Here is a 25,208-nt window from a genome sequence, read left to right on the forward strand (position 1 = left end):
CGCAGCCCTACTTGAAGGGGATGGGCTCGTAGCACTTGAACGGGACGGAGACCTCGTACGCGCCGTTCTTCAGCTGTACGAGCGCTCCGCAGCCGAAGCTGTCCTTCTGCCCCTTGGGCTCCGCCCGGTCGCCGACCAGCGTGCCGGTGTCGGAGAAGCCCTGCGCGGCGTTCTGGAAGGACTCGACGGTCAGGTCCTTGCCCGCCTTCTGCGCGATGGACACGAACAGGTCGGCCGACATGTACCCGGTCAACATGTGCATGTTCAGCGGGACTTCCTGTCCGCCCGCGGCCGCCTTGATGTCGGCCTTGAACTGCGCCATCTTCGGATCCGCCGACTCGAAGGGCTGGAACTGCAGCAGGACGTGCACCCCGTCGAGCGCCTGCTTCGTGGCGTCCTTGGCGAGCAGGCCCGGGTCGTAGTCGGTCGGGTCGGAGAGCAGCCCCTTGTAGCCGCTGCGCTTGAGCGCGGTGAACAGCCCGATGTTGTTGGGGGTCTGCATCACGGAGACCACGGCGTCCGGGGCCTTGCCGCCGTTGCTCTCCAGGATCTCCTTCACGTACGCGGACCAGTCGCTGGGGACGGCGGTGGCGGGCACGGAGGCCTTGGCGTAGGAGACCGTGAACCCGGCGCTGGTGAAGCCCTGCTGGAAGGTCCGGATGCCGAACTTCCCGGCGTCGCTGTCGTTGGCGATGACCGCGACCGACTTGCCCTGCGCCCCGCCGAGGATCCGGGCGATGCCCTCGGGCCAGGTCTGGTTCAGGGTGCCGCCGGGGGTGGGGACCAGGCAGCCGTTGAACCCGTAGATGTACTTGGGCCCGCAGAAGGAGGGCAGGGTGCCCCAGCCGAAGGTGGGGACCTTCTCCTGCTCCAGGAAGTCGGCTCCGGAGAAGGTCACCGAGCTCATGGGGGAGACGGCGAAGACCTTGTCCTGCTGGACGAGTTTGCGGGCGGCCGCCAGGTTCTTCGCCGGGTCCTGGCCGTCGTCCTCCGCGCCCAGGTAGTCGATCTTGCGGCCGTTGACGCCTCCCTCGGCGTTGGCCCTCATGTAGCGGGCCTTGGCGCCGAGGTCGGTGTCCTTCTTGCTGTAGCCGCTGGCGCTGGTCATCGACACGATGCCGCCGACCTTGATCGAGTCGGCGGTGACCCCGCGGGAGTTCCCGGGGCCGTCGCCGGGCTTGCCCGGGCTGGTGCCGTTCGTGGAGGCGGAGTTGCAGGCGGAGACGAGCGCGAGGGCCGCCGCCGCGGCGGCCAGGGTGCGGATCGGTCGCAACATGTCGGGGGATCCCCTCCGGTCGGAATCCCCGCATTCTGTGCGTGAGCTGACGCACCGTCAATATTTACGGCAAAGAGAAATGACGGACCGTCAGTTCCGGGGGAGGGGCGGCCGGGGAGGCGTCCAGACCTGCGGTGACCGTGACGAAGGGGTGATCACGGTCAAGGGGTGCCGGCGAGGCGCTCCGCCCCCGGCCTCGGCGTGTGGACCCTTCTTCGGCACGGCAAAACCTGTCATATCCGACTAAAGTGGATCGGAAAGGTAAAAAGCATGTCCGGCGGCTCGCGGGACTCCCGCGTGCCGTCCGACTGTCCCTGGAGGCGTGATGACCGTACCCTCCGACGCGGCGCCCCGGCACGCGCAGAGCGACCCCGAGGACGTCCTCGGCCAGCTCGGAAACTCGTGGCACTGGGCACTCGGCTTCGCCCTCGCGACCCTGATCCCGGGCATCCTGGTGCTCGTCTGGCCCGACGAGACGCTGCACATCCTGGCCGTGATCATCGGTCTGCAGCTGCTGGTGGCGGGCGGCTTCCGCTTCGTATCGGCCTTCTCCCACAGCAGTGACGGGGGCAGCAGCAGACTGGCCGGCGTCCTGATCGCCCTGCTGGCGTTCCTGGCCGGCGTCCTGGTGCTGCGGCATCCGATGCAGACCATCGGTGCGCTGTCCCTGATCGTCGGGGTGTTCTGGCTGATGACCGGAGTGCTCACGGCATACGTCGCCATCGCCGACCGCGCGCTCGTGCACCGGGGCCTGACCTTCGGCCTCGGCGCCCTCGGAGTCGTCGCCGGAATCGTCGTGCTCTGCTTCCCGGTGGACTCCGCCGTCGCCCTGACGCGGCTGCTCGGCCTGTGGCTCGTCCTGCTCGGCGTGTTCGAAGTGGTGATGGCCTTCGCGCTGCGCTCCGCCACCCGCCGGAGCACGCCCAAACCCGCGCCCCGTCCGGGATGAACGCCGGGCGCCGGACTCACGGCGCGTAGAGCGCCGCGACCTCCTTGGCGTACGCCTTCTCGATCGCCCGGCGCTTCAGCTTCAGCGAAGGCGTCAGCAGCCCCCGCTCCTCCGTGAACTGCTCGCCCAGCACCCGGAAGGTGCGGATCGCCTCCGCCTGCGACACCAGGGTGTTCGCGGCCACCACCGCCCGGCGGACCTCAGCCGTCAGCTCGGGGTCGTTCACCAGGTCCGGGGCCGGCAGCTGCGGCCGGCCGCGCATCGACAGCCAGTGCGCGATCCCGTCCATGTCCAGCGTGAGCAGGGCCGCGATGTACGGCCGGTCGTTGCCCACCAGCACGCACTGCGACACCAGCGGATGCGAACGGACCCGCTCCTCCAGCGCGGCCGGCGCGACGCTCTTGCCGTTGGAGGTCACGAGGATGTCCTTCTTGCGGCCGGTGATCGTGAGGTAGCCGCTCTCGTCCAGCCGCCCCAGGTCCCCGGTCGCCAGCCAGCCGCCCCGCAGCACCGCCTCCGTGGCGCGCGGGTCGTTGAGGTACCCGGCGAATATGTGGTCACCGTGCAGCCACACCTCCCCGTCGTCCGCGATGTGCACCGTGCTGCCCGGGATCGGCCGGCCCACCGTGCCGTACTTCGTCGCCTCCGGAGGGTTCGCGGTGGCCGCCGCGCACGACTCGGTCAGGCCGTACCCCTCGAACACCGTGATCCCGGCGCCGTCGAAGAACAGCCCGAGGCGGCGCGACATCGCCGACCCGCCCGACATGGCGTGCCGCACCCGGCCGCCCATCGCCTCGCGGACCTTGCCGTAGACGAGCTTCTCGAAGAGCTGGTGCTCCATCCGCAGCCCGGCCGAGGGCCCCGGCCCGATGCCGAACGCCTTCCGCTCGCGTGCCTCCGCGTACCGCACGGCCGTCTCCACCGCCCGGTCGAAGGGTCCCGAACGCCCCTCCGCCTCCGCCTTGCGGCGGGCGGCCGCGAAGACCTTCTCGAAGACGTACGGGACCCCGAGCACGAAGGTCGGCCGGAAGGCGGCCAGGTCGGGCAGCAGCTCGGCCGCCGCCAGCACCGGCTGGTGCCCGAGCTTGACCCGCGCCCGGACGGCGGCCACCTCCACCATCCGTCCGAAGACGTGGGCCAGCGGCAGGAAGAGCAGGGTGGACGGCTGCTCGCCCTGCCTGCCCTGGAACACGGACTCCCAGCGGGCCACCAGGGTGTCCGCCTCGTACATGAAGTTGGCGTGCGTCAGCACGCACCCCTTGGGGCGGCCGGTGGTGCCGGAGGTGTAGATGACGGTGGCCGTCGCGTCCGGCGTCACGGCCCGCCGATGGCGGTGCACGACGTCCTCGGCGACCCCGCGGCCGTCCGCGACGAGATCCGCCACGGCCCCGGCGTCGAGCTGCCACAGCCGTTGCAGGTGGGGGAGCCGGTCGATGACCGAACCCACCGTCATGGCCTGGTCCTCGTCCTCGACCACACAGGCCGTGCAGTCGGTGTCGTACAGGATCCAGTGCACCTGATCGGCGGAGGACGTCGGATACACGGGGACGGGCTGGGCGCCGATCGCCCACAGGGCGAAGTCGAAGAGGGTCCACTCGTACCGGGTACGGGACATGACGGCGACCCGGTCCCCGAAGCGCACGCCCTGGGCCAGCAGCCCCTTGGCGAGCGCCAGCACCTCGGCGGCCAGCTCCCCGGAGGTGACGTCCCGCCAGACACCGTCGGTCTTGCGGCCGAGCACCACCCGGTCCGGCTCCTCGTGGGCGTGCCGGAAGACGACGTCGGCCAGTCCGCCGACGGGCGCGCCCGTGACGACCGGTGGGACGGTGATCTCGCGCAAGGCCCCGCTCCTCTCCGCGCGCCGCGGTGAACGTACCTCACGGTCAAGGGGCGTTGATCAGCAATCGGATTCCTCCACAAGACCTCCCCAGTGACCGGCCGTCCCATGCCTCTGACGTGCGGCGTCGGGGCTCCCGGCGGCCCGTGCGCGGGTCAGCCGGCGCGGCTGAGCCGGTCCGCGCCGCAGAGCACGGCCGCCGCCAGCGCCTCGGCCGCGGCGGAGGCGCGCGGCCCGCGGAGCAGCGCGAACTCCACCGGCCCCAGCTCGGGCAGCCCGCCGACCCGCACCAGGCCCGGCGGAATCAGCCCGCGGGTGTGCGCCATCACGCCCAGTCCGGCCCGGGCCGCCGCGATCAGACCGCTCAGGCTGCCGCTCGTGCACGCGATCCGCCAGGACCGGCCCTCGCGTTCCAGCACCTCCAGCGCGCGGGCCCGGGTGATGCCCGGCGGCGGGAAGACGATCAGCGGAACGGGACGATCCGGGTCAACCCGCAGCCCCTCCGCGCCGATCCACACCATCCGGTCCCGCCACACCAGGCGGCCCCGCTCGTCGCCCGGCCCGCGCCGCTTCGCCAGCACCAGGTCCAGCCGCCCCGCGTCCAGCCGCTCGTGCAGCGTCCCCGAGAGCTCCACCGACAGCTCCAGATCCACCTCGGGGTGCTCGTGCCGGAAGCCCTCCAGGATCTCCGGAAGCCGCGTCAGCACGAAGTCCTCCGAGGCCCCGAACCGCAGCCGCCCCCGCAGCCGCGTCCCCGCGAAGAAGGCCGCCGCCCGCTCGTGCGCCTCCAGGATCGTCCGCGCGAAGCCGAGCAGCGCCTCCCCGTCCTCCGTCAGCTCCACGCTGTGCGTGTCCCGGACGAACAGCGGCCGTCCCGTCGCCTCCTCCAGCCGCCGCACGTGCTGGCTGACCGTGGACTGCCGCACGCCGAGCCGCCCCGCGGCCTGCGTGAAGCTGAGCGTCTGGGCCACCGTGAGGAACGTGCGCAACTGGACGGGGTCGTACACACCGAAGATGCTAGGTCCTGTCCGGGCCCTTCCCACGGACGACGGTCAACGTCGTGGCCGTTGACCTGCACACGAGCGGTCCACGGGGCAGGGGCCGGATGCTCGGCACGGCATCGTCGCGGGTTAACGTGTCCCTTCATTTCGAGGGGGACAACTGATGTCGTACACCACGGGGCCGGGACCTTACCCGGGACAGCCGAATCCACAGTGGGGAGGGAGCTGGCCGCCGCCGTTCCCACCGCCGCCCAAGCCCGGCGTCATACCCCTGCACCCGCTCGCCGTGGGCGAGATACTCAACGGTGCCTTCACCTCCTTCCGCCGGTACGCGAAGCCCCTGATCGGCGTCATGCTCGCGGTACAGGCCATCGGAATCATGATCGTGGTCGCCGCGATCGGCGTCACCGTCGCCGTCACGCAGGACCGGTTCGCCGCCCTCTTCGACCTCCCGCCGGGCGAGGACCCCGACGGCGCCGACGTGGCGTCCCTGCTCCTGTCCTTCGTACCCGCCGGCGTGCTCCTGCTCGTCGTGGCGGCGCTGGGCGCGGCCATGATCGCCGCCCTGTGCCCCGCGGTGGTGCAGGAAGCCGTGGTCGGCCGGCCCACGACCTTCCTCGCGATGTGGAGCCGCGCCTGGTCCCGGATGCCGTCGGTGCTCGGAACCCTGCTGCTGACCGGGCTGATCGTGGGCGGGCCGATCCTCGTCCTCTACGCGGTCTGCATCCCGCTGATCGTCATGTCCGCCGATGACTCCTCCGGTCCGCCGGCCACCCTCGCCCTGCTGATCCCCGGCGTCCTCCTCTACATGCCCCTCGCGGTCTGGCTCATGACACGGTTCAGCCTCGCGCCCGCCGTCGCCGTGTGCGAGGGCCTCGGCCCGGTCGCGTCCCTGCGGCGCTCCTCCCAGCTGGTCAGCGGCGGCTGGTGGCGCGTCTTCGGCATCTCGCTGGTCGGGTCCATGGTGGCCGGCGCCGTGGGCTACGCCATCCAGATGCCGTTCGGCTTCGTCGGCATGGTCTCGCTCTTCCCCGCCCTGACGGCGGGGAGCGAGGGCAACGCGGATCCGGAACAGATCATCGTCGGGCTCATCGTGTACGCGATCGCCATCCTGGTCGGCGGCGTACTCAGCTCGCTCTTCCAGTACGGCTTCCCCTCGCTGGTGAACGCCCTGCTCTACGTCGACCTGCGGATGCGCAAGGAGAACCTCGCGGAAGCCCTGATCGCCACCGCGGCCGCCAGCGCCACCGTCACCGACGCACCCGCACCGGCCCCGGCGTCCGCCCCCGCGACCGACGGGACGTGACACCCGCCCGCCATCGCAGGTCGTGATGACAGTGAGAGCGGTGTACGGGTTTCCCGATCACCGCCCACCGTCGACCATGGAGGGAGCACCGCGCCCGGGTTCGTCCGCCCGGGCGCCACTCCCCCCGACAGCAAGTGAGCACCCCGCCCATGCGCCGCCCGCACCTCCCCGCCCGGCTGCCCCTGGACCCGTACGTCCTGGCCCTGCTCGGCACCGTCGGCCTCGCCGCCCTGCTGCCCGCCCGCGGTGCGGCCGCCCCGATCGCCGACGGCGCCTCCACCGCGGCCGTGGGCCTGCTCTTCTTCCTCTACGGAGCCCGGCTCTCCACCCGCGAGGCCCTCGAAGGACTGCGCCACTGGCGGCTGCACCTCACCGTGCTCGCCTGCACCTTCCTGCTCTTCCCGCTCCTCGGTCTGGCCGCCCGCGGCCTCGTACCCGGCGTCCTGACGCAGCCGCTCTACAGCGGCCTGCTCTTCCTCTGCCTGGTCCCCTCGACCGTCCAGTCCTCCATCGCCTTCACCTCGATCGCCCGCGGCAACGTGCCCGCCGCGATCTGCGCCGGCTCCTTCTCCAGCCTGGCCGGCATCGTCCTCACGCCCCTCCTCGCCGCGGGCCTGCTCGGCGGCCACGCGGGCGGCTTCTCCCTCGACTCGCTCCTCAAGATCACCCTCCAGCTGCTGCTGCCCTTCCTCCTCGGGCAGGCCCTGCGCCGCTGGGTCGGCGGCTTCCTCGTCCGCCACAAGCAGGTCCTCGGCTACGTCGACCGCGGCTCGATCCTGCTCGTCGTCTACGCCGCCTTCAGCGCGGGCGTGACCGCGGGCATCTGGCACCAGGTCAGCTTCCCGCGGCTCGGCGCCCTGCTGCTGGTCGAGGCGGTGCTCCTCGCCGTCATGCTGCTCGTCACCTGGTACGGCTCGGCGCGCCTCGGCTTCGGCCGCGCCGACCGCATCGCCATCCAGTTCGCCGGGTCGAAGAAGAGCCTGGCCGCCGGACTCCCCATGGCCAGCCTGCTGTTCGGAGCCCAGGCCGGCCTCGCCGTGCTCCCGCTGATGCTCTTCCACCAGATGCAGCTGATGGTCTGCGCGGTCATCGCCCGCCGCCGCGCCCGGGACCCGGAACAGGAGCCCGCCGCCGACCGTGTGGCGGAGGTCTCGCCCGCGGCCCAACAGCCCACCGGTCAGGCCCGATAACGTGCGGTGGTGACCTGGATACGCCCGCTCGCCGCCCACGCCGAACGACCCTGCACCCTGGTGGTCTGCCGCGGCTGCTGCTGCGGCGACCCCCGCAAGAACCCCGGCTCCGACCACGCCGGCCAACTCGCCCGGCTGCGCGAGGCCGCGGCCGCCTCCGGGGGCCGCCTGGCCGTCCGTACGAGCGAGTGCCTCGGCCCCTGCGCCCAGGCCAACGTGATCGTGGTGCAGCCCACCACCGAGGCCCGCCGCCGCGGCGCCCGCGCGACCTGGTTCGGCTGGGCCCTGGACGACACCGCGACCGACGAGATCATCGCCTGGGCCGAATCCGGCGGCCCGGGCACCACCCCGCTCCCGGCCACCCTGGACCTCCACCGCATCGACCCCCCGGCCCCCAAGGAGCCTTCGCCGTCCGTCGCCTCCCGCCGCGCCCGCCGGGGGCGTTGACGTGCAGAACCTCGCCCGCGCGGTGCTCGTGCTGTTCGGCGTGCTCTTCGGGCTGCTGTTCCTGCTGGCCCTGGCCTTCGGTCTCGTGGGCGGCACGTCCTCTCCGCCGCTGACGGAGGAGGACGTCACCGGCACGTGGGAGGGCGACCGCGGAGCCCGGCTCGAGGTGATGGCCGACGGCCGGGCCCGGCTCACCCATGCCTCCGGTTGGAACTGTGCGAGCCCCGCCTCGGCATCGCCCGCCGACGGGTTCTCCGCGGAAGGCGCCTGGGTGCTCGCCACCCACTCCGACGAAGACCCGGGCGTCAGAATCCGGTTCGCCGTCGACGGCGCCGCCGGCACCGACGGCGAGCGCTGTGCCGACTGGTTCGCGATCAGGTCGGATGCGCAGGCCGCCTTCCTCGGCTACCACGGCGGAGACCGCGAGACCTACCGCAGGACCGCTACAGGGTGATCCGCTCCTCGCCCGCGTAGATGTTCATGTCCGGTCCCCGCAGGAAGCCGACCAGGGTCATGCCCGACTCCAGCGCCAGGTCCACCGCCAGCGAGGACGGCGCCGAGACGGCCGCCAGCACCGGGATGCCCGCCATCACGGCCTTCTGCACGAGCTCGAAGGAGGCCCGGCCCGACACCAGCAGGACCGCGCCCGCCAGCGGGAGCCGGCCGGCCTGGAACGCGCGGCCGACGATCTTGTCCACCGCGTTGTGCCGGCCCACGTCCTCCCGCAGGTCCAGCAGCTCGCCCTGCGCCGTGAACAGCCCGGCCGCGTGCAGCCCGCCCGTACGGTCGAAGACCTTCTGCGCCTCGCGCAGCCGGTCCGGCATCGCGCAGAGGACCTCCGCGGGGACCCGTGCCGGATCGGCGGCGATCCCCGGGAACCGGGTCGCCGTACGGACCGCGTCCAGACTGGCCTTGCCGCACAGGCCGCAGGAGGAGGTGGTGTAGACGTTCCGCTCCAGCGTGATGTCCGGCACGCGGACCCCGGCGGCCAGCTGCACGTTGACCACGTTGTAGGTGTTCGAACCGTCCTCGGTCGCCCCCTCGCAGTACGTGACGGCCTGCACGTCCGATGCCGCCGCGAGTACTCCCTCGCTGACCAGGAAGCCCACCGCCAGCGCGAAATCGTCGCCCGGCGTACGCATCGTGATGGCCAGCGGCTTGCCGTTCAGACGTATCTCCAGCGGCTCCTCGGCCACCAGCGTGTCCGGGCGGACGCCAGCCCCGCCGTTCCGGATCCGGACGACGCGACGGCGTTCGGTGACCCGTCCCATGGTGATCAGCCCTCCCCTTCTGTTTCTCGCCGGTATCCGACGAGCTCATTCTCCCGGTTCCGCTTCCCGCGACGCCCCCGGCAGGTGGATCCTCGGGAAGCTCCAAAATCCGGGGCCGGAATCCTGTCGGGTCACGCGCACCCGTACCCACCAGTAGCAGGCGAAGCTGGGTGATCCTGACTTCCGTACAAGGGGGGACCCCGCCCATGACCGGTTCACGCGTGGTGGCGCTAGGGCACTACCAGCCCGCGAAAGTGCTCACCAACGAGGACCTCGCGGCCATGGTCGACACCACCGACGAGTGGATCCGGTCCCGCGTCGGCATCCGCACCCGCCACATGGCGGGCCCGGACGAGCCGGTGGACGAGCTGGCCTACCAGGCGGCGGGCAAGGCGCTGGCCGGCGCCGGCCTGACCCCGGACGACATCGACCTCGTCCTGGTCGCCACCTCCACTGCGATCGACCGTTCGCCCAACATGGCCGCGCGCGTCGCCGCCAAGCTGGGCATGGGCGGCGGCCCCGCCGTGATGGACATCAACGTCGTCTGCTCGGGCTTCACCCACGCCCTGGCCACCGCCGACCACGCCATCCGCGCCGGCTCCGCCACCCGCGCCCTGGTCATCGGCGCCGACAAGATGACCGAGATCACCGACTGGAACGACCGCACCACCTGCGTGCTCACCGGCGACGGCGCCGGCGCGGCCGTCGTCGAGGCCTGCGAGGAGCCGGGCATCGGCCCGGTGCTGTGGGGTTCGGTCCCGGAGATGGGCAACGCGGTCCGGATCGAGGGCTCGCCGCCGGTCTTCGCCCAGGAGGGCCAGTCCGTCTACCGCTGGACCACCAGCCAGCTCCCGCCGCTCGCCCGCAAGGTGTGCGAGAAGGCCGGAATCACCCCGGAGGACCTGGCCGCGGTCGTCCTGCACCAGGCGAACCTGCGGATCATCGAGCCGCTCGCCGCCAAGATCGGCGCCGTCAACGCCGTCGTCGCCCGCGATGTCGTCGACTCCGGCAACACCTCGGCCGCCAGCATCCCGATGGCCCTGTCCAAGCTGGTCCAGCGCGGCGAGATCCCCACCGGCGCCCCGGTCCTCCTGTTCGGCTTCGGCGGCAACCTCTCCTACGCCGGCCAGGTCATCAGCTGCCCGTAACCGCCGCGGTGCGGCCCGGCGCCCAGCGCACCTCGGCGCCCAGCGTCCCCAGGAGCACGACGACGAGCGCCACCAGCTGCCAGAGCCCGGTGGCGCCCGTCCCGACCGGGACCGTCGCCAGGACGAGCACCAGCGCCGCGGCCCGGAAGCGGGCCGGGCCGATCCCGAGCACCGCCCGGAAGGCCAGGTCCCCGGCGAGGTAGACGGCGACCCCGCCCGCAAGGGCGAGCGCCGGGCCGGTGTGCAGGTGCTCGCCCAGGTGCCCGATGGTCTTCTTGACGCCGGCCGCGAAGGCGGCGATCCCGAGCAGCATGGGCAGGAAGGCGTAGTAGTAGGCGAGCATCGCCAGCTTGAAACGGTTCTCCGGCGGCGTCTCGGCGAAGACCTCCTCGGCCCGGCCCTCGTCGCGCACGAAGTACATCCACCACAGCGCCGACGCGACGGCGAGCGCGAGGAAGGCGCCCCCGGCGATCCCCACGGACAGCGGCAGCGAGCCCGTTCCGATGCCGATCGCGATGACGGACTCGCCGAAGACGATGATCAGCAGCAGCCCGTGCCGCTCCACGAGGTGCCCGGAGCTCATGCCGCCGAGCTGATCGCTGACGGTCGTCACCGCGGTCACGGTCTCGGCGGCCTCCGCCCCGCTCGCCGCCACCCGCTGCACCAGCTGCGGCACGGCGAACTGGATCAGCAGGGCGAGCATCCACAGCCCCCAGGCGGGCGGCCCGTCGAAGAACCCGGCGGCCAGCACCGACAGCGCGCACAGCATGTTGGGCAGCGCGAACCAGAGCACTCCGAACCCGTGCGCCTGCGTGTAGAGGGCGCTGTGCACGAGGACGACGAACACGTACCCGAGGCCGAAGGCCACGCCGCCCGCCCCGAACGCGGTGGGCACGGCCAGCGCGCACACCAGGAACGCCCCCATGGCCAGCATGAGCAGGACCCGCCGGACGGTCCGGTCCGGCGGCACCTGGTTCGTCAGGTGCGCGTAGCCCCCGTACATCCAGAACAGCACGGTGAAGATCAGCACCACCTGTCCCGCGCCCCGCAGGGTCAGGTCGTCCGCCAGCAGCACCGTCAACTGCGTGATGGTGAAGACGAAGACGAGGTCGAAGAACAGCTCCAGCGTGCTGACGCGGTGCTCGGTTTCCATGCGCGGCTCCCCCCGGACGTGTGCGCAGCCATCCGACCGCCCGGCCTCCCCCCGTGTCCAGAGGTATCGGCATCCGGAAGTCCCGCGGCGCCGCCGCCCCACCCCGCCCGACAGCGGCGAGACATCCCGTCTCGCTACGGCCGTCAGTGCATGCGTGCAGGTCAGCCCGGCGTGGCGGACGCCCACCGCTCGGATAAGTGGTCGGAACCCCGCCGATCCTTTGCTATTGTTGTCCATGTCGCCGCGGGAAACCGGGGCCGACCACCTGGTCCGGGTGGCGGAATGGCAGACGCGCTAGCTTGAGGTGCTAGTGCCCTTTATCGGGCGTGGGGGTTCAAGTCCCCCCTCGGACACAAGAAAGAACCCCACACATCGTGTGGGGTTCTTCTTTTTTGCCGTTCACGTGCCCAGCACCACCAGGCCCGTCGGGGTGGTCAGGCTGCCCGGGGTGACCGACGTGAAGGTGTGGGGAAGGGACAGGCGGGGCTGGTCGCCTGCCGGGGCGGCGTCGAAGAGGTAGGCCGCCGCGGCCGTGGTGTCGCTGACCAGGTGGGGGCCGGCCGGGGTGACCGTGGCCCCGGTGAGCGGCGTGCGGAAGAGGCGGCGCAGGTGGCGGAGGGTCTCCGGGGTGACCGGAGCCCTCATCGGCAGGGGCCGGGCCGGAGGATCCGCGGCGGGGGCGTCCGCGGGGGCCGGGGCGGCGGCCGTGGCGTCCGGGGGGATCGCGCCGGTCAGGAGCAGGGCCAGGAGGACCGGGACGGCCTTGCGGCGCAGGGCCGCGGTGGCCTCGGGCAGCCGGTGGGCATGGGTCGCGGGCAGCGAGAGCGCGAGGCTCCCGGCCGCGTCGCCGGTGGCGATCGGGACCGCCGAGCAGACGACCCCGGGGGAGTATTCGAGCAGGTCGAAGACGGGCGCGCCGGGGGCGACCGCGTCCAGGGCGCTGAACAGCGCCCTGCTGTCGGTGATCGTCCGCGGAGTGAGCCGGGCGGTCCGGTGGCGGGCCACGTGGTCCGCGCGGCGGTCGTGGTCGAGCTGGGTCAGCAGGCACTTGCCGACCGCGCTGGCGTGCGCGGCCGCCCGGAAGTCGACCCACTCCCGCACCGGCGGGGTCGCGGGCCCGTCCGCCATCTGCGTGATCCGGACCTCGCCCTCGGCGTACCGGCTGAGGTACACCGCGGCGCCCGCGCTGTCCCGGGCCAGGGCCAGGGTGCGCTGGAGCTGGCCGGCCAGGCCGTGGCCGCCGGGGGCGGCGAGCCGGTCCAGGGCGGGCCCGCGCCCGTACACCCCCGCGCCCGGGCGGTACGCGTACTCCTCCTCGCACAGCATCGACAGGAGCGGGCGCAGTTCCCCCTCGGAGAGGCCCGACTCGCGTGCGAGCTGGGCGGCGTGCACCCCGAACGGGTGCTGTTCCAGCACGCGTACGACGGTCAGCGCGCGGCGGGCCTCCGCCAGGGCCTCGCTCGTCCCGCCCTGGACGACGGTCCCGCGGGCCGCCGCCGTCAGTGCCGGGTGGCGCAGCGGTCCGGCGGCCGGCCGCACCGCTGCCCCCGGCGCCGGGACGGTCGCCGTCGCCGTCGCCGCCACGGAGACGGGCGGCGCCAGGAACGCGGCCAGCACCCCGGACAGCCCGGGCCGCGGCAGCGGCACCGGGCCCAGGTCCGGGTCCTCGAACTGGTCGACGTGGCGCAGCACGGCCGCCTGCGCGCACAGCCGGACCTCCCGCAGGTCCCGCCGGCCGCCCGGCCGGAAGCCGCGGCGGCCCAACTCGCGCGCCCAGTGCCGGGCGTCGTGGTGCTCACCGCGCCGGGAGTGGTCGAGGAAGAGGCAGTACGCGGCGGCCGCGGTCGGCGGGCTCCCGGAACCGGCCGCGAACTGCCACCAGAAGCGCGAGCCTTCGCGCAGCCCGGCGAGGTGCAGCAGGCAGCCGAAGACCACCGCGCCGGCCAGGTCGGTGTGGCCGCCGGTGCGGAAGGAGTCGAGGTGCGCCCCGGCCTTCGGCGCGCACACGGAGGCCAGGCAGACGGCCTTGAGGTCGCGCCGGGCCCGTTCGGCGTCGAGCGGGCAGTCCCGGGCCGGATCGCTCCAGCCGTAGGCGGACCGGCGCCGGGCCCGGTGGGCGGGGACCGGCCCGTGCGGTGTCGGCCGCAGCAGCCGGGCCTCGGCCGCGCCGAGGTCGTAGTACCGGTAGCGGTCGCGGACGCCCGCCCGGGCGAGGAACTCGGCGAGGGAGCGGGGGGTTCCGTCGCCGCCCTGGCGCTCCTGGGGTTCGTACCGCTTCATGAGCCGGCTGATTCGGCTGATTCGGCGGACGTGTCGAGGAGGCGTGCGAGCCGCCGGTGGGCCTGGCCGAGGTAGGAGCGGACCGTGGCCTCGTCGACGCCCATCACGGCGGCGGCCTCGCCGGGGGTGCACTGGAGCCCGTACCGCAGGAGTACGGCGTCGCGCTGCCGCTCGGCGAGCCGGGAGACGGCGGAGTAGAAGCGGATGGTGTCGGTCAGTACCTCGTACTGGTCGGCGTGGGCCTCCTTGAGGGCGGCCTCGAAGGCGCTGATGTCCATCGGTTCGGGCTGCTGCTGCCAGGGGTGGCGCCGGCGCTGCCGGTCGACCAGGCAGTGCTTGAGCACGGTCCACGCGTAGGCGTCGAGACGGTCCATGTGGAGCATCCGGAGCCATTCGCCCATGATCGAGTCGAAGGTGGCGTCCACCGCCTCCTCCGCCGCCGCGTCGGAACCCAGCTGCAGATACGCGAAGCGCATGTACGCGGGCCGCCGGTTGGCGTGGAAGGCCCAGTACGACAGGCGCGCCGTCGGGTGCCACTGGCTCATGGGAGTCGGCCGCCGACGCCGGCTCGGTAGTCCCACGGCCCCACCGGACTCCTCCGGTCCGCCATCGTTCACCGCTCCACCTCATCCCCTGTGCGCAGAACAGGAAAGCAGCGCGGGCGCACTCGGAGGGCGCAGAGAAGAAACCTGGAAGCATTGCGTCGGCGATGATCGACTTGTGATCGATGTCGATCGCGCGAGGCTTCAGCCAGCACGTATGCATATGCCTGCTGCCGGTGCCGCCGGTCACCGGTCCGGTGGCCTGCGGTCCGGCGCCCTGCGGTCCGCCTGTACCATGGGCCCGATCGCGAGGGCCGTGACGGAGAGGTCACTGCCCTCGCTTTTGCGTTATGTCCCCCATGAACAAATGCGGCGCGTGGCCTTTCGGCGGTTCGATACGATGAACCGCACTCACATTCCGTCACGTCACGTGGTACCGCACAGAGGAAATGGAGCATCCGAGGATGGCTCGACACCTGATCACCAGCGCGCTTCCGTACATCAACGGGATCAAGCACCTGGGCAACATGGTCGGGTCGATGCTTCCGGCGGATGTGTACTCCCGGTACCTCCGCCAGCGCGGCCACGACGTCCTCTACATCTGCGCCACCGACGAGCACGGCACCCCCGCCGAACTCGCCGCCAAGGAGGCCGGCATCTCGGTCGCCGAATTCTGCGCGCAGGCCCACGACGCCCAGAAGGCGGTCTACGACGGCTTCCAGCTGTCCTTCGACTACTTCGGCCGCAGCTCCTCCGCGCAGAACCGCGAGATCACCCAGCACTTCGCGCGCAGGCTCCAGGAGAACGGCTTCATCGAGGAGCGCGCGATCCGGCAGGTCTACTCGCCGGTCGACGGCCGCTTCCTGCCGGACCGCTACGTCGAGGGCACCTGCCCGCACTGCGGCTACGACAAGGCCCGCGGCGACCAGTGCGAGAACTGCACCCGCGTCCTGGACCCCACGGACCTGATCGAGCCCCGCTCGGCCATCTCCGGCTCCACCGAGCTGGAGGTCCGCGAGACCAAGCACCTCTTCCTCCTGCAGTCCAAGCTCCAGCACGAGGTCGAGGCCTGGGTCTCCGAGCACGAGGAGGAGTGGCCGCAGCTCGCCTCCTCCATCGCCCGCAAGTGGCTGACCGAGGGCCTGCACGACCGCGCCATCACCCGTGACCTCGACTGGGGCGTCCCCGTCCCGGCCGACACCTGGCCGGAGCTGGCCGCCGAGGGCAAGGTCTTCTACGTCTGGTTCGACGCCCCGATCGAGTACATCGGCTCCACCAAGGAGTGGTCGGACCTGGACCCGGCGAACCGCGACTACAAGTCGTGGTGGTACGAGGCCGAGGACGTCCGCTACACGCAGTTCATGGCCAAGGACAACGTCCCGTTCCACACGGTGATGTTCCCCGCCACCGAACTGGCCACCCGCGAGCCGTGGAAGAAGGTCGACTACGTCAAGGCCTTCAACTGGCTGACGTACTACGGCGGCAAGTTCTCCACCTCGCAGAAGCGCGGCGTCTTCACCGACCAGGCGCTGGAGATCCTCCCGGCCGACTTCTGGCGCTACTTCCTCATCGCCAACGCGCCCGAGTCCGACGACTCCTCCTTCACCTGGGAGCACTTCGCCGCCACGGTCAACAAGGACCTCGGCGGCACCCTGGGCAACTTCGTCAACCGCGTACTGACCTTCTCCCGCAAGAAGTTCGGCGACGAGGTCCCCGCCGGCAGCCCCGCCGGCGAGGTCGAGGCCAAGCTGGGCGAGCAGATCGCCGAGCTGCTGGCCGAGTACGAGGGCCACATGGAGTCCCTCCAGTACCGCAAGGCGGCGGCCGCGCTGCGCGCCCTGTGGTCGGCCGGCAACTCCTACCTGGACGAGAAGGCCCCCTGGCTGGAGGTCAAGACCGACCTCGACGGTGCGGCGCTCACCCTGCGCACCGCCATGAACCTCATCCACCTCTACTCGGTGGTCTCCGAGCCGTTCATCCCGGCCTCGGCGCGCGCCATGCGCTCCTCCTTCGCGCTCGCCGACGACACGGCCACGTGGATCACCCCGGAGCAGGCCAAGGCGCTGGACGCGGTCCCGGCCGGTACGCCGTTCACCGTGCCGCCGGTGCTCTTCGCGCGGGTCACCGAGGAGGACCTGGAGTCCTACCGCGAGCGTTTCGGCGGTTCCCCGGAGGCCTGAGCCTTCGCCTGACCGCCGCATGAGGGGCGCGACCTTCCGGGTCGCGCCCCTCATCCGTGCCCGCCGGGCGAAGACGGTAGGGAAAACCCCACCGTGAAGTGTCCACCTGGGCGTGCAGACCCGGTGGGGGCCGCGCGGCTGGAATGGGGCCATGACCCTTTCCCGTACCGCCCGTTGGACCGCGGGCTGGCTGCTCGCGGCCGCCTGGGCGCTGTCCTTTCCGCTGCTGTCCCCGCTGGAACCCCACCGGCTGTGGGGCTGGTGCGCGGCGTGCGGCTACCTCGCCGCCGCCGCGGCCACCGCCCTGGGCCGCCGCCGCGCCGCGCTCGGGGCCGCACTGCTCGGCGCCGTCGCCGTGCCCCTGCTGTGGCTGGTCCTGACCGGCCAGGGACAGTCGGAAGTGAGGGTCATCGAACGGTCCGGGCGGCTCCTGCTGGAGTCCGGCCGGCTCTACGTGGAAGGGCCCGCGGCGGTGGAGGAGTACACGCCGTACCTGCCCGGCATGGCCCTGCTCGGCCTCCCGCGGGCGCTGCTCGGCGGCGGGGACGGCTGGGTCGTCCGGCTGCTGGGCGATGCCCGGATCTGGTGCGCGGCGGCCCTGTTCGGCAGCCTGTGGGCCGGGCGGCGACTGCTCGGCGCGGCCCGGTCCCCGCTGCTTCCCGCGCTCGTGGCCTCGCCCGTGGTGGCGCTGCCCCTGGCCGTCAGCGGGGTGGACCTGCCGCTGGCCGGGCTGTGCTGCCTGGCGCTCGCCGCCGCCGCGGCGGGCCGTCCCGTCGTGGCGGGCGCGGCCCTCGCCGGGGCGTGCGCGCTGAAGTGGACGGCGCTGCCCGCGGTGGCGGTGGTGGTGGCCCTGCTGGCGGTCTGCCGGGGCGGGCGGCCGGCGGTGCGCTGCGCGCTGGCGGCGGCCGGCGGCACGGCCCTGCTGGTGCTGCCCGGTGCGCTGCTCCAGCCGGGCGAGATGTGGCGGCAGGTGTTCGCCTTCCCCACCGGACGCGCGGAGGTCCCGACCCCGGCCGGCAGCCCGCTCCCCGGACACCTCATCGCCGAACTCGGCTCCTGGGGGTGGTATCTGACGGTGACTCTGCTGGCCATGGGCGGCCTGGCGGTGGCCCTCTCGCTGCTGGTCCGGCCTCCGCGCACCCTGGTCGCGGCGGCCGACCGCCTCGCGATCGGCCTCACCGCGGCCTTCCTGCTGGCCCCCGCCGGCCGCTTCGGCTACCTGGCGCTCCCGGTGCTGCTGGCCCTCTGGTCCCGCACGGTGACGGTCCCGGGCGTCTCCCGCGTCGTGACGGGCTCGGCGCGGCTCCGGTCGCCGGACGGGCGTCCGGAAGCACGGAACGAGCGGTCGGGAGGGCATTTCGCCTGATGGCCCCCGCGCATTGGATAGTTCCACTATCCTTCCGTCCGTGGATCAGCTGATCGCCGAAGACCCGACCCGTATAGGACCGTACCGCCTGATCGCCCGGCTGGGCGCGGGCGGCATGGGCCTGGTCTACCTGGGCCGCTCCGAGGGCGGCCGTACCGTTGCCGTGAAGGTGGTCCAGGCGGAGTTCGCCGGGAACCCCGAATTCCGCAGGAGGTTCGCCCGCGAGGTGGCCGCCGCGCGCCGGGTGGGCGGCAGCTGGACGGCGGCGGTGCTCGACGCCGACACCGAAGCCGCCGTGCCCTGGGTGGCGACCCAGTACATCCCGGGACCCGACCTGCAGACCGTGGTCGCCCGGCAGTTCGGGCCGCTGCCCGAGGACTCGGTGCGGACCCTCGCCAACCGGCTCGCCCTCGCGCTGCGGGCCGTGCACGACGCGGGCCTGATCCACCGCGACCTGAAGCCGTCCAACGTGCTCGTCACCGTCGACGGGCCCCGCGTCATCGACTTCGGCATCGCACGGGCGATGGACAGCCTGACCGGCGACAGCCTGCACACCCGCACCGGCATGCTGATCGGCTCACCGGGGTTCATGTCCCCGGAACAGGTGCGCGGACTCGAACTGACCCCCGCCAGCGACGTCTTCTGCCTCGGCGCGGTCCTCGTGTACGCGGCCACCGGACGCATGCTCTTCGGCGCCACCGACACCGGTCTGAACGCCCACCTCTTCCGGATCGCCGAGGAGGAGGCGGACCTGTCCGGCGTACCGGAGTCGCTGGTCGACCTCGTCGGCGCATGCCTGCACAAGGACCCGGCCCGACGGCCCACCCCCGAGGAGGTGGCGGCGCGTACGGCGGCGGACGCACCCGGGGAATGGCTCCCGGGCACGGTCCTGGCCCACTTGGGGCGACATGCCGCACAGCTGCTGGACTACGCCCCGGCGTCTCCCGCCGGAGCCGGAGCCGTAGCCGGCAGCGAGGGTTCGAGCGGGGGCGCGCCCGCCGGGGCGCCGGACCCCCGCCTCGTGCCGGAGCAGTCCCGCCGGGACGCCTCCCCGTACGGGACGCCGCCCGCGTACGCCCCCACGGCACCCGGCCACTTCGGCCCCGCGGACGGCTTCGGCCCGCCCCCGGGCCCCGCCCCCGGCGACCCGTCCGCCCCCGCGCCCCCGCACCCCAAGCGGTGGTGGGGCCTCGCCGTCCTCGCCCTGACGCAGCTGCTGGTGCTGGTCGAAGCGGCGCAGTTCAACCTGCTGGGTCCGCAGATCCATGCCGACCTCGGCGTCGACGGCCTGGGCACGGTCTTCAGCGTCTATCTGGTCGCCCTCGGCGGACTGCTGCTGCTCGGCGGGCACCTCGCCGACCTGCTCGGGGCCCGGCGCATGCTGGTGGCCGGCCTGCTCGGGTTCGCGGTGGCCGCCGCGCTCAGCGGCGCGGCCGGCAGCTCCGGGCTGCTGATCACCGCCCGCGCCCTGCAGGGCGCCTTCGCCGCCCTGCTCGTCCCGGCGGCGCTGTCCCTGGTGGCCACCGGTTTCACCGCACCCCGGGAACGCGCCCGGGCCTTCGGGATCTACGCGGCGGTCGCCGCCGGCGGAAGCGCGCTCGGCGTGTTCACGGGCGGGTGGCTCGCCGAGACCCTGGCGTGGCGCTGGGCCCTGTGGTCGGTCGTTCCGCTCGCCGTGCTCGCCCTGATCGGCGCGCTCACCCTGCTGCCCGACCGTCCGGGCCGTACCGGCGCCCGGTTCGACGGACTCGGCGTGCTCCTCGGATCGGCGGGACTCGCCGCCCTGACCTACGGCCTCGCCGAGGTCGAGACGGCCGGCTGGGCCTCCCCCCTGAGCCTGTTGCTGTTCGTGGGCGGCATCGCGCTGCTCGCCGCCTTCCTGCGGTGGCAGACCAGGACGTCCGGCCCGCTGCTCCCGGCGTACGTCCTCGCCGACCGGAGCCGCCTCGCCTCCCTCCTGGTCCTCCTCTTCGCCGGCGCCGCCACGGTCGCCCTCCTCCCGGCCCTGGGCTTCTTCGCCCAGCAGATCCGCGGCGAGGGACCGGCCGCGTCCGGAACGGCCCACCTGCCCCTGGTCGCCGCCGCCCTCGTGACCGCCACCCAGGTCTCCGCCCGCCTGCTGCCCCGCGTCGCACCGCGCTCCCTGATCCTGCCGGGCCTGGTGGCCACGGCCCTCGGGCTGGCCCTGCTGGCCGGTGTGGGGGGTGCGACCACCTATGCGACGGGGATGCTGCCCGGCATGCTGCTCACCGGCGTCGGCCTGGGCCTGACCCTCGTCCCGCTCTACGCCATCGCGACGGGCGGGGTGTCCCCGCAGCACGCAGGCGGGGCCTCGGCGGCCCTCGGCGCGGCCCACCACCTGGGGCAGTCGATCGGCGGAGCCGTGCTCGGCACGGTCCTGGTGAGCCACCTGGACCGGGTCTCGGACGACACCGACCTGTTCGCCCGGATGCTGGACTCCTACACCACCACCCTGTGGTGCGCGGTCGGCGGCCTCCTGCTCGCGGCCCTGCCCGCCGCCCTGCTGATCAGGACCGGGGCCCCGCGGCGGGACACTGCCTAGGCCTAGGCCTCCTGGCCCGCCAGGTGGGCCAGGACCGCGAGGACGCGGCGGTTGCCCTCGGTGGAGTCCAGGTCGAGCTTCGTGAAGATGCTGGACGCGTGCTTGACCACGGCGGCCTCGGTGATGAACAGCCGTGCGGCCAGGGCCTGGTTGTTGAGGCCCGAGGCCATCAGGGTCAGCACCTCGCGCTCGCGCGGGGTCAGCCGGGCCAGCGGCCGGTCCTCGGACTGCCGGCCGAGCAGGACCCGTACCACCTCCGGATCGATGACGGTCTGGCCGTCGGCGACCCGCTGGAGGGCGTCGAGGAACTCCGAAACCTCGCCGACGCGGTCCTTGAGGAGATAGCCCAGCCCGGCCGCGGAGGCCCCGGTGAACAGCTGGGCGGCGTAGGCCGTGGCCACGTACTGGGAGAGCACGAGCACGGGCAACGACGCGTCGCGGGAACGGAGTTCGAGCGCGGCCCGCAGCCCCTCGTCGCGGAAGCCGGGCGGCATCCGCACATCGGTGACGACGGCGTCCGGCCGCTCCGCCGCCACCGCCCGTACGAGCTCCTCGGCGCTGCCGACGGCGGCGAGGACCCGGTGGCCGCCGCGGGTGAGGAGCTCCGTCAGCCCGGCGCGCAGCAGTACGGAGTCCTCGGCGAGGATCAGCCTGAGCACGGGACCTCCACGCGCAGTTCCGTCGGCCCGCCCACCGGACTGGACACCACCAGCCTGCCCTTCAACATCGCCACCCTGTCCGCGAGTCCCGCCAGTCCCGCTCCCGCGCCGGGATCGGCGCCGCCGCGGCCGTCGTCGGTGACGGAGAGGGTGAGCCGGTCGCCCTCGACCCTACCCGCGACCGCGATCCGTGAGGCACCGCTGTGCTTGGCGGCGTTCGCCAGGGCCTCCGTGACCGTGAAGTACGCCGTGATCTCCACCGGTTCGGGCAGCCGGGGCAGGTCCAGGTCCACCGTGACCGGTACGGGATGGCGCAGGGCCACCTCGGCCACGGCCGCCGCGAGCCCGTGGTCGGTGAGCACCTGCGGGTGGATGCCCCGTACGAGGTCGCGCAGTTGCTCCAGGGCCACCTTCGCCTCGCCGCGGCCCCGGGCCACCAGCGCGGCGGCTCCGGCGGCCTCCGGCAGCCCCCGCAGCTCCAGTTCGGCGAGGCCCAGGGTCATGCTGAGCGCGACCAGCTGCTGCTGGGCGCCGTCGTGCAGGTCTCGCTCGATGCGGCGCCGTTCGGCTTCGAAGGCCTCGACGAGCCGGACCCGGGAGCGGGTGAGCTCCAGGACCCGGTCGGCCTCCTCGCGCGGCCCGAGCAGCCGGCGCACGGTCGTGACCTGGGCCCCCGCGAGCAGGGCTGCCGCGTACGCCGCCGCCATCAGTCCGATCAGCCCGACCGCCGTGCCGCCGAGGGCCTCCAGCGGCCCGGAGACGGCCCGGCCGGGGATCAGCATCACGTGGTCGGGGGCGATGGCCCAGACGGTGACCGGGGTCGCGACGAGGATCAGGGAGAACGCCACCAGTGTGATCACGAGGAACCCGGCCGCCCCGAAGACCGGCCCGAGCAGCGCGGCGTACCCGAACTCCCGCCAGGTGGCCCGCTCGCGCAGCCTCGTCCGCAGCCAGGCCGCCGGCCCGGCCCCGGCGAGCGAGGCGTGCGGATCCGCCACGGGCACGGGCTCCACGCACCGCAGCCGCCACCGCTCCAGCGCCCCCAGCGGCACCCCGGCGACGACCGCGCAGAGCAGGAGCAGCAGCCCGATCCCGGCCACCGCGAGCACCACGCCGAGCCCGACGAGCAGTCCCAGGACGACCAGCACCGGATAGCCGATGAGGAACCCGCTGCCCACGTACGCCCAGCACCGCCAGGGCCACCACGAGCCCAGGAACCGCAGCGGCCTTCGCATCGCCGCCCGGACGGCGACCGCGGGCTCGCCGGCAGGTGCGGCGGCAGGTGCGGCGGCCGGTCCGGCGGCGGGTTCGCCGAGGGGGAGGGAGTCAGACATGTGTCCCCAGTTTAGAGGGCGCAGGACCGAGGCCGCCCGGACGCCGGCCCGGAACCGTCACCCCGTCACATCACGGCGCCCAAGGCCGGGAAGCCCTCCCGGGCCCCGCCGTTCAGCCGGTCCGTACGAAGGTCCGTACCGCCGTGTCGAAGTAGCCGCGGGCCTCACCGGAACGCCCGACCGGCGAGGAGACCCACACGTCGTACAGCCGGCCGCCCTCCTCCCAGCACAGGTCGCGGGTGTGCCGGGGGCCTTCGGCCGCCGAGAAGCCGTTCCAGGTGAACAGCCAGAGGGCGGCCTCGTGGCCATCGTGCGTGCTGGCCACGACCTCGGCGTCCCGGTAGCCGGGGTTGCTCGACGGCCCCTTGGCGTGGGCCCGTTGGTGTACGGCGAGTGGTCCGCCCGACTCCGGATCGGCCACCTTGATGCCGATGCGGAAGGTCTCGCCGGGGGACATGTAGAAGATCCGCGGGCCTTCGACCTTGCGCGTGAAGCCGAGGGGGACGGCGAGCGAGAAGCCCTCCGGGTCCACGACCACGTGGTAGCCGGCGGGGGCGGCCTTGTCGTCGGACGCGGGGGGAAGCGGCCGCGGCGCCGCCGGACTCACCGTCGGGGTCCGCTCGCCGGGGCCGCTCGCGGAGGGGGTGGTCGCGGAGGGGGTGGTCGGTGCGGGGGGTGCGGAGGCGACCACGTCCGTGGCCGCGCTGCGGCCGCCCGCGACCCCGCTCGTGGACGCCTGCTGCGGGTGTTCGTCGTCGTTCATGAGCAGCGCGGCCGCGGAGACGCCCGCCCCGGCGATCGCGGCCACCAGCAGGCCGGCGATCAGCGCCGCCGCCGGCCGGCGCTTCGGGGCGGAGGGGACGGCCGGGGCCGCGGCCGCGGGGGCGGTGACGGGCGCCGTCGCCGGCACGGGCGGTGGTGTGGGCAGGGGCGCCGGTACGGGCACGGGTACGGCCAGGGCGGGTCCGGCCACGTCCTGCGTCGGCGTGTACTCCGGCGCCGCCGCGTACGCCCGCAGCAGTCGCTCCGCCTGCTCCGCGCCGAGCCGCTCGGCGGGATCGCGCTCCAGCAGCCCCCGCACCACCGGCAGCAGCGGCCCGCACGCGGCGGGCGGCCGGATCTCGTCGTAGACCACCGCGTGCAGCACCCCGCCGAGCGAGTCCCGCCGGAACGGGGAGGCGCCGCTCACCGCGGCGCACAGCAGGGCCCCCAGCGACCACAGGTCGGACTCGGGCCCCACCGGCGTCTGCGCGGACATCCGCTCGGGCGCGGTGTACTCCGGGGAACCGACGAAGGCCCCGGTCGAGGTCAGCGTCGTCGCGCCCGCCACCTGCGCGATCCCGAAGTCCGTGAGGACGGGCCGGCCGCCCGGCGCCTCCAGCAGGACGTTCGCCGGCTTGATGTCCCGGTGCAGCACTCCCGCGGCGTGCGCCGCGCGCAGGGCGCCGAGCAGGGCGATCCCGATCCGGGCGCCTTCAGCGGGGTCCACCGGGCCGGTACGGGAGAGCCGGTCGGCGAGGGAGCCGCCCTCGACCAGCTCCATGACGATGTACGGGCGTTCGCCGTCCTCGACGATGTCGTGCACCACGATGATGTGCGGGTGCTTGAGCTGCGCGGCCGCGCGCGCCTCGCGGAGCGTGCGCTCGCGCTGGAGCAGGGCCTCGTCCTCGGACAGCGCGGGATCGAGTGCGACCTCCTTGACGGCGACGCTCCGGCCGAGCAGCTGGTCGGTGGCGCGCCACACGACGCCCATGCCACCGCGGCCGAGCTTGGCGTCCAGCCGGTAACGCCCGGCGATGAGTCGGGCGTTCTCCCCCTGGGTCCCCATGGCGCCATCATGCCGCATCGCCGGTGCGGGGCGGGGCCGGGCGCACGCACGCGCGGCCGCACGACGGACGTGCGACGGACGCACGGCGGACGCACGGCGGACGTACGACGCACGCACGACGGACAACACGACGCACGCACGACCGGGTGACGTGATCGCCGCGTCCGGGTTCCCGTTCCGTCCGCGGCGTGTCGAAGCGGGGCCTTGATCGTTTCTTCAGCCGTGACCATGCATCGGCCGCGGAATTCGGGAGGACGCGCGTGACCGCTTGGCAGTACTTCGCCGGGGCGGGGCTGGTGGCGGCGCTCTGCCCGCTGCACGGCCACGTGGCGGTCGCGGGTGACGGCCACGGCCGCGGCGCCCGCGTCGACCTGTGCGTGCCGATGAAGGGGCCGCAGCCGAGGGGGCCCGTCGCGCAGCCTTCCGGACGACCGTCCGTACGGGCGGCCGTGCCCGGCGCCGACCGGCCGACCGTGCACCACCCGGGGCGGACGCCCGTGCCGGCCGCCGCCCCCGAGCGGCCCGGACGACCCGAGCGGCCCGCACTGCCGGAGCCGGTGGTCCCGCCCGGCGAGCCGGGTCCGGCCGTGCCTTCCGCGGAGGCCGTGGCCGGGGACGCGGAGCCGCCGGGGCCCGCGCCGGATCCCGCCGAGGAGAGGGCGACGGCGCCCGCGGACGCACCCGCCCCGGCCCTGCCCAGGGCCGCCGCCGCGCGTGTGAGCGCCTTCCACGTGCGTCCGTACCGCGCGGTGGCCCTGGAGCGGCGCGGCCCGAACGGGATGTCCACCGTGATGCTCATGGTCGTCGTCACCACCCCGGCCGTGCTCGCCGCCGCCGCCCTGCGTCCGCGTTCCAAGAGCCGCGGCTGACCCCGCCGC

General features: G+C 73.5%; 19 protein-coding genes, 1 tRNA gene and 1 pseudogene. 11 read left to right on the top strand and 10 right to left on the bottom strand.

Going from position 1 to position 25,208, the window contains the following annotated elements; genetic code table 11:
- Window positions 1-7: 7 nt before the first annotated feature.
- Window positions 8-1,276 carry an ABC transporter substrate-binding protein gene (locus AB0D29_RS05755; protein ID WP_362852313.1) on the bottom strand — a complete coding sequence of 423 codons (1,269 nt, stop codon included), beginning with the start codon at window positions 1,274-1,276 and terminating at the stop codon, window positions 8-10.
- A gap of 325 nt (window positions 1,277-1,601) precedes the next feature.
- Here AB0D29_RS05755 and AB0D29_RS05760 point away from each other — a divergent pair, with 325 nt between their 5' ends.
- Window positions 1,602-2,225, top strand: a complete 624-nt coding sequence (locus AB0D29_RS05760) for a DUF308 domain-containing protein (protein WP_362852314.1) — start codon at window positions 1,602-1,604, stop codon at window positions 2,223-2,225.
- A 16-nt stretch (window positions 2,226-2,241) separates the two neighbouring features.
- Here AB0D29_RS05760 and AB0D29_RS05765 read toward each other — a convergent pair whose 3' ends face one another.
- A complete protein-coding gene (locus AB0D29_RS05765) occupies window positions 2,242-4,065 on the bottom strand; it encodes an AMP-binding protein (RefSeq protein ID WP_362852315.1) in 1,824 nt (607 codons plus the stop codon).
- Window positions 4,066-4,217: 152 nt separating this feature from the next.
- Complete coding sequence (locus AB0D29_RS05770) at window positions 4,218-5,069, bottom strand: LysR substrate-binding domain-containing protein (RefSeq protein WP_362852316.1); 852 nt, start codon at window positions 5,067-5,069, stop codon at window positions 4,218-4,220.
- 280 nt (window positions 5,070-5,349) lie between these two features.
- On the opposite strand from AB0D29_RS05770, the gene AB0D29_RS05775 reads away from it, so the two are divergent.
- From AB0D29_RS05775 to AB0D29_RS05790, 4 genes are all read left to right on the top strand, one after another.
- The gene (locus AB0D29_RS05775) at window positions 5,350-6,369 is read left to right on the top strand and encodes a hypothetical protein (protein WP_362852317.1); all 1,020 of its coding nucleotides are present in this window, start codon (window positions 5,350-5,352) and stop codon (window positions 6,367-6,369) included.
- 149 nt (window positions 6,370-6,518) lie between these two features.
- Window positions 6,519-7,559 (top strand): bile acid:sodium symporter family protein, encoded by a 1,041-nt coding sequence (locus tag AB0D29_RS05780; protein ID WP_362852318.1) that lies wholly within the window; start codon window positions 6,519-6,521, stop codon window positions 7,557-7,559.
- 9 nt (window positions 7,560-7,568) lie between these two features.
- Complete coding sequence (locus tag AB0D29_RS05785) at window positions 7,569-8,006, top strand: (2Fe-2S) ferredoxin domain-containing protein (protein ID WP_362852319.1); 438 nt, start codon at window positions 7,569-7,571, stop codon at window positions 8,004-8,006.
- 1 nt (window position 8,007) lies between these two features.
- Complete coding sequence (locus tag AB0D29_RS05790; RefSeq protein ID WP_362852320.1) at window positions 8,008-8,460, top strand: hypothetical protein; 453 nt, start codon at window positions 8,008-8,010, stop codon at window positions 8,458-8,460.
- Here AB0D29_RS05790 and fdhD read toward each other — a convergent pair.
- Window positions 8,450-9,277, bottom strand: coding sequence for a formate dehydrogenase accessory sulfurtransferase FdhD (fdhD, locus tag AB0D29_RS05795; protein WP_362852321.1), 828 nt, complete (start codon window positions 9,275-9,277; stop codon window positions 8,450-8,452). The two genes, AB0D29_RS05790 and fdhD, sit on opposite strands and share 11 nt — an antisense overlap.
- Before the next feature lie 206 nt (window positions 9,278-9,483).
- Between fdhD and AB0D29_RS05800 the strand changes: the two genes are divergently transcribed.
- Window positions 9,484-10,425 carry a beta-ketoacyl-ACP synthase III gene (locus AB0D29_RS05800; RefSeq protein ID WP_351585472.1) on the top strand — a complete coding sequence of 314 codons (942 nt, stop codon included), beginning with the start codon at window positions 9,484-9,486 and terminating at the stop codon, window positions 10,423-10,425.
- Here AB0D29_RS05800 and AB0D29_RS05805 read toward each other — a convergent pair.
- Complete coding sequence (locus AB0D29_RS05805; RefSeq protein WP_362852322.1) at window positions 10,412-11,578, bottom strand: low temperature requirement protein A; 1,167 nt, start codon at window positions 11,576-11,578, stop codon at window positions 10,412-10,414. The genes AB0D29_RS05800 and AB0D29_RS05805 overlap by 14 nt on opposite strands.
- A 268-nt stretch (window positions 11,579-11,846) precedes the next feature.
- Between AB0D29_RS05805 and AB0D29_RS05810 the strand changes: the two genes are divergently transcribed.
- Window positions 11,847-11,931, top strand: a tRNA-Leu gene (locus tag AB0D29_RS05810).
- A 379-nt stretch (window positions 11,932-12,310) separates the two neighbouring features.
- On the opposite strand, the pseudogene AB0D29_RS05815 reads toward AB0D29_RS05810, so the two are convergent.
- Together AB0D29_RS05815 and AB0D29_RS05820 are read right to left on the bottom strand one after the other, a co-directional pair.
- Window positions 12,311-13,030, bottom strand: a pseudogene (locus tag AB0D29_RS05815) (IclR family transcriptional regulator C-terminal domain-containing protein); the annotation flags it as partial.
- 824 nt (window positions 13,031-13,854) lie between these two features.
- Window positions 13,855-14,403 (bottom strand): sigma-70 family RNA polymerase sigma factor, encoded by a 549-nt coding sequence (locus tag AB0D29_RS05820; protein WP_362852323.1) that lies wholly within the window; start codon window positions 14,401-14,403, stop codon window positions 13,855-13,857.
- Between the two features lie 461 nt (window positions 14,404-14,864).
- Here AB0D29_RS05820 and metG point away from each other — a divergent pair, with 461 nt between their 5' ends.
- From metG to AB0D29_RS05835, 3 genes are all read left to right on the top strand, one after another.
- Entirely contained in the window at window positions 14,865-16,580 is a 1,716-nt protein-coding gene (gene metG, locus AB0D29_RS05825; protein ID WP_362852324.1) for a methionine--tRNA ligase, read from the top strand.
- Window positions 16,581-16,731: 151 nt separating this feature from the next.
- Window positions 16,732-17,946: a glycosyltransferase 87 family protein gene (locus AB0D29_RS05830; RefSeq protein ID WP_362852325.1), complete on the top strand. Its 1,215-nt coding sequence runs from the start codon at window positions 16,732-16,734 to the stop codon at window positions 17,944-17,946.
- Window positions 17,947-17,986: 40 nt separating this feature from the next.
- Window positions 17,987-20,509: a bifunctional serine/threonine protein kinase/MFS transporter gene (locus AB0D29_RS05835; RefSeq protein ID WP_362852326.1), complete on the top strand. Its 2,523-nt coding sequence runs from the start codon at window positions 17,987-17,989 to the stop codon at window positions 20,507-20,509.
- A gap of 2 nt (window positions 20,510-20,511) precedes the next feature.
- Here the strand turns inward: AB0D29_RS05835 and AB0D29_RS05840 are convergent, their stop codons facing one another.
- From AB0D29_RS05840 to AB0D29_RS05850, 3 genes are all read right to left on the bottom strand, one after another.
- A complete protein-coding gene (locus tag AB0D29_RS05840; protein ID WP_362852327.1) occupies window positions 20,512-21,168 on the bottom strand; it encodes a response regulator transcription factor in 657 nt (218 codons plus the stop codon).
- On the bottom strand, window positions 21,156-22,403 hold the full coding sequence (locus AB0D29_RS05845) for a sensor domain-containing protein (RefSeq protein ID WP_362852515.1): 1,248 nt from the start codon (window positions 22,401-22,403) through the stop codon (window positions 21,156-21,158). The genes AB0D29_RS05840 and AB0D29_RS05845 overlap by 13 nt, the downstream gene beginning before the upstream one ends.
- A gap of 211 nt (window positions 22,404-22,614) precedes the next feature.
- Entirely contained in the window at window positions 22,615-24,330 is a 1,716-nt protein-coding gene (locus AB0D29_RS05850) for a serine/threonine-protein kinase (RefSeq protein WP_362852328.1), read from the bottom strand.
- A 260-nt stretch (window positions 24,331-24,590) separates the two neighbouring features.
- Between AB0D29_RS05850 and AB0D29_RS05855 the strand changes: the two genes are divergently transcribed.
- A complete protein-coding gene (locus tag AB0D29_RS05855) occupies window positions 24,591-25,199 on the top strand; it encodes a hypothetical protein (RefSeq protein ID WP_362852329.1) in 609 nt (202 codons plus the stop codon).
- Window positions 25,200-25,208: the final 9 nt, after the last annotated feature.

It is taken from the genome of Streptomyces sp. NPDC048424 (assembly GCF_040651555.1).
Lineage (GTDB): Bacteria > Actinomycetota > Actinomycetes > Streptomycetales > Streptomycetaceae > Streptomyces.

Bases quoted from the DNA above. Each gene is read 5' to 3' on its own strand.
- AB0D29_RS05755 (WP_362852313.1), bottom strand. From the start codon at position 1,276: ATGTTGCGACCGATCCGCACCCTGGCCGCCGCGGCGGCGGCCCTCGCG.
- AB0D29_RS05760 (WP_362852314.1), top strand. From the start codon at position 1,602: ATGACCGTACCCTCCGACGCGGCGCCCCGGCACGCGCAGAGCGACCCC.
- AB0D29_RS05780 (WP_362852318.1), top strand. From the start codon at position 6,519: ATGCGCCGCCCGCACCTCCCCGCCCGGCTGCCCCTGGACCCGTACGTC.
- fdhD (WP_362852321.1), bottom strand. From the start codon at position 9,277: ATGGGACGGGTCACCGAACGCCGTCGCGTCGTCCGGATCCGGAACGGC.
- AB0D29_RS05800 (WP_351585472.1), top strand. From the start codon at position 9,484: ATGACCGGTTCACGCGTGGTGGCGCTAGGGCACTACCAGCCCGCGAAA.
- AB0D29_RS05805 (WP_362852322.1), bottom strand. From the start codon at position 11,578: ATGGAAACCGAGCACCGCGTCAGCACGCTGGAGCTGTTCTTCGACCTC.
- AB0D29_RS05820 (WP_362852323.1), bottom strand. From the start codon at position 14,403: ATGAGCCAGTGGCACCCGACGGCGCGCCTGTCGTACTGGGCCTTCCAC.
- metG (WP_362852324.1), top strand. From the start codon at position 14,865: ATGGCTCGACACCTGATCACCAGCGCGCTTCCGTACATCAACGGGATC.
- AB0D29_RS05830 (WP_362852325.1), top strand. From the start codon at position 16,732: ATGACCCTTTCCCGTACCGCCCGTTGGACCGCGGGCTGGCTGCTCGCG.
- AB0D29_RS05845 (WP_362852515.1), bottom strand. From the start codon at position 22,403: ATGCGAAGGCCGCTGCGGTTCCTGGGCTCGTGGTGGCCCTGGCGGTGC.
- AB0D29_RS05850 (WP_362852328.1), bottom strand. From the start codon at position 24,330: ATGGGGACCCAGGGGGAGAACGCCCGACTCATCGCCGGGCGTTACCGG.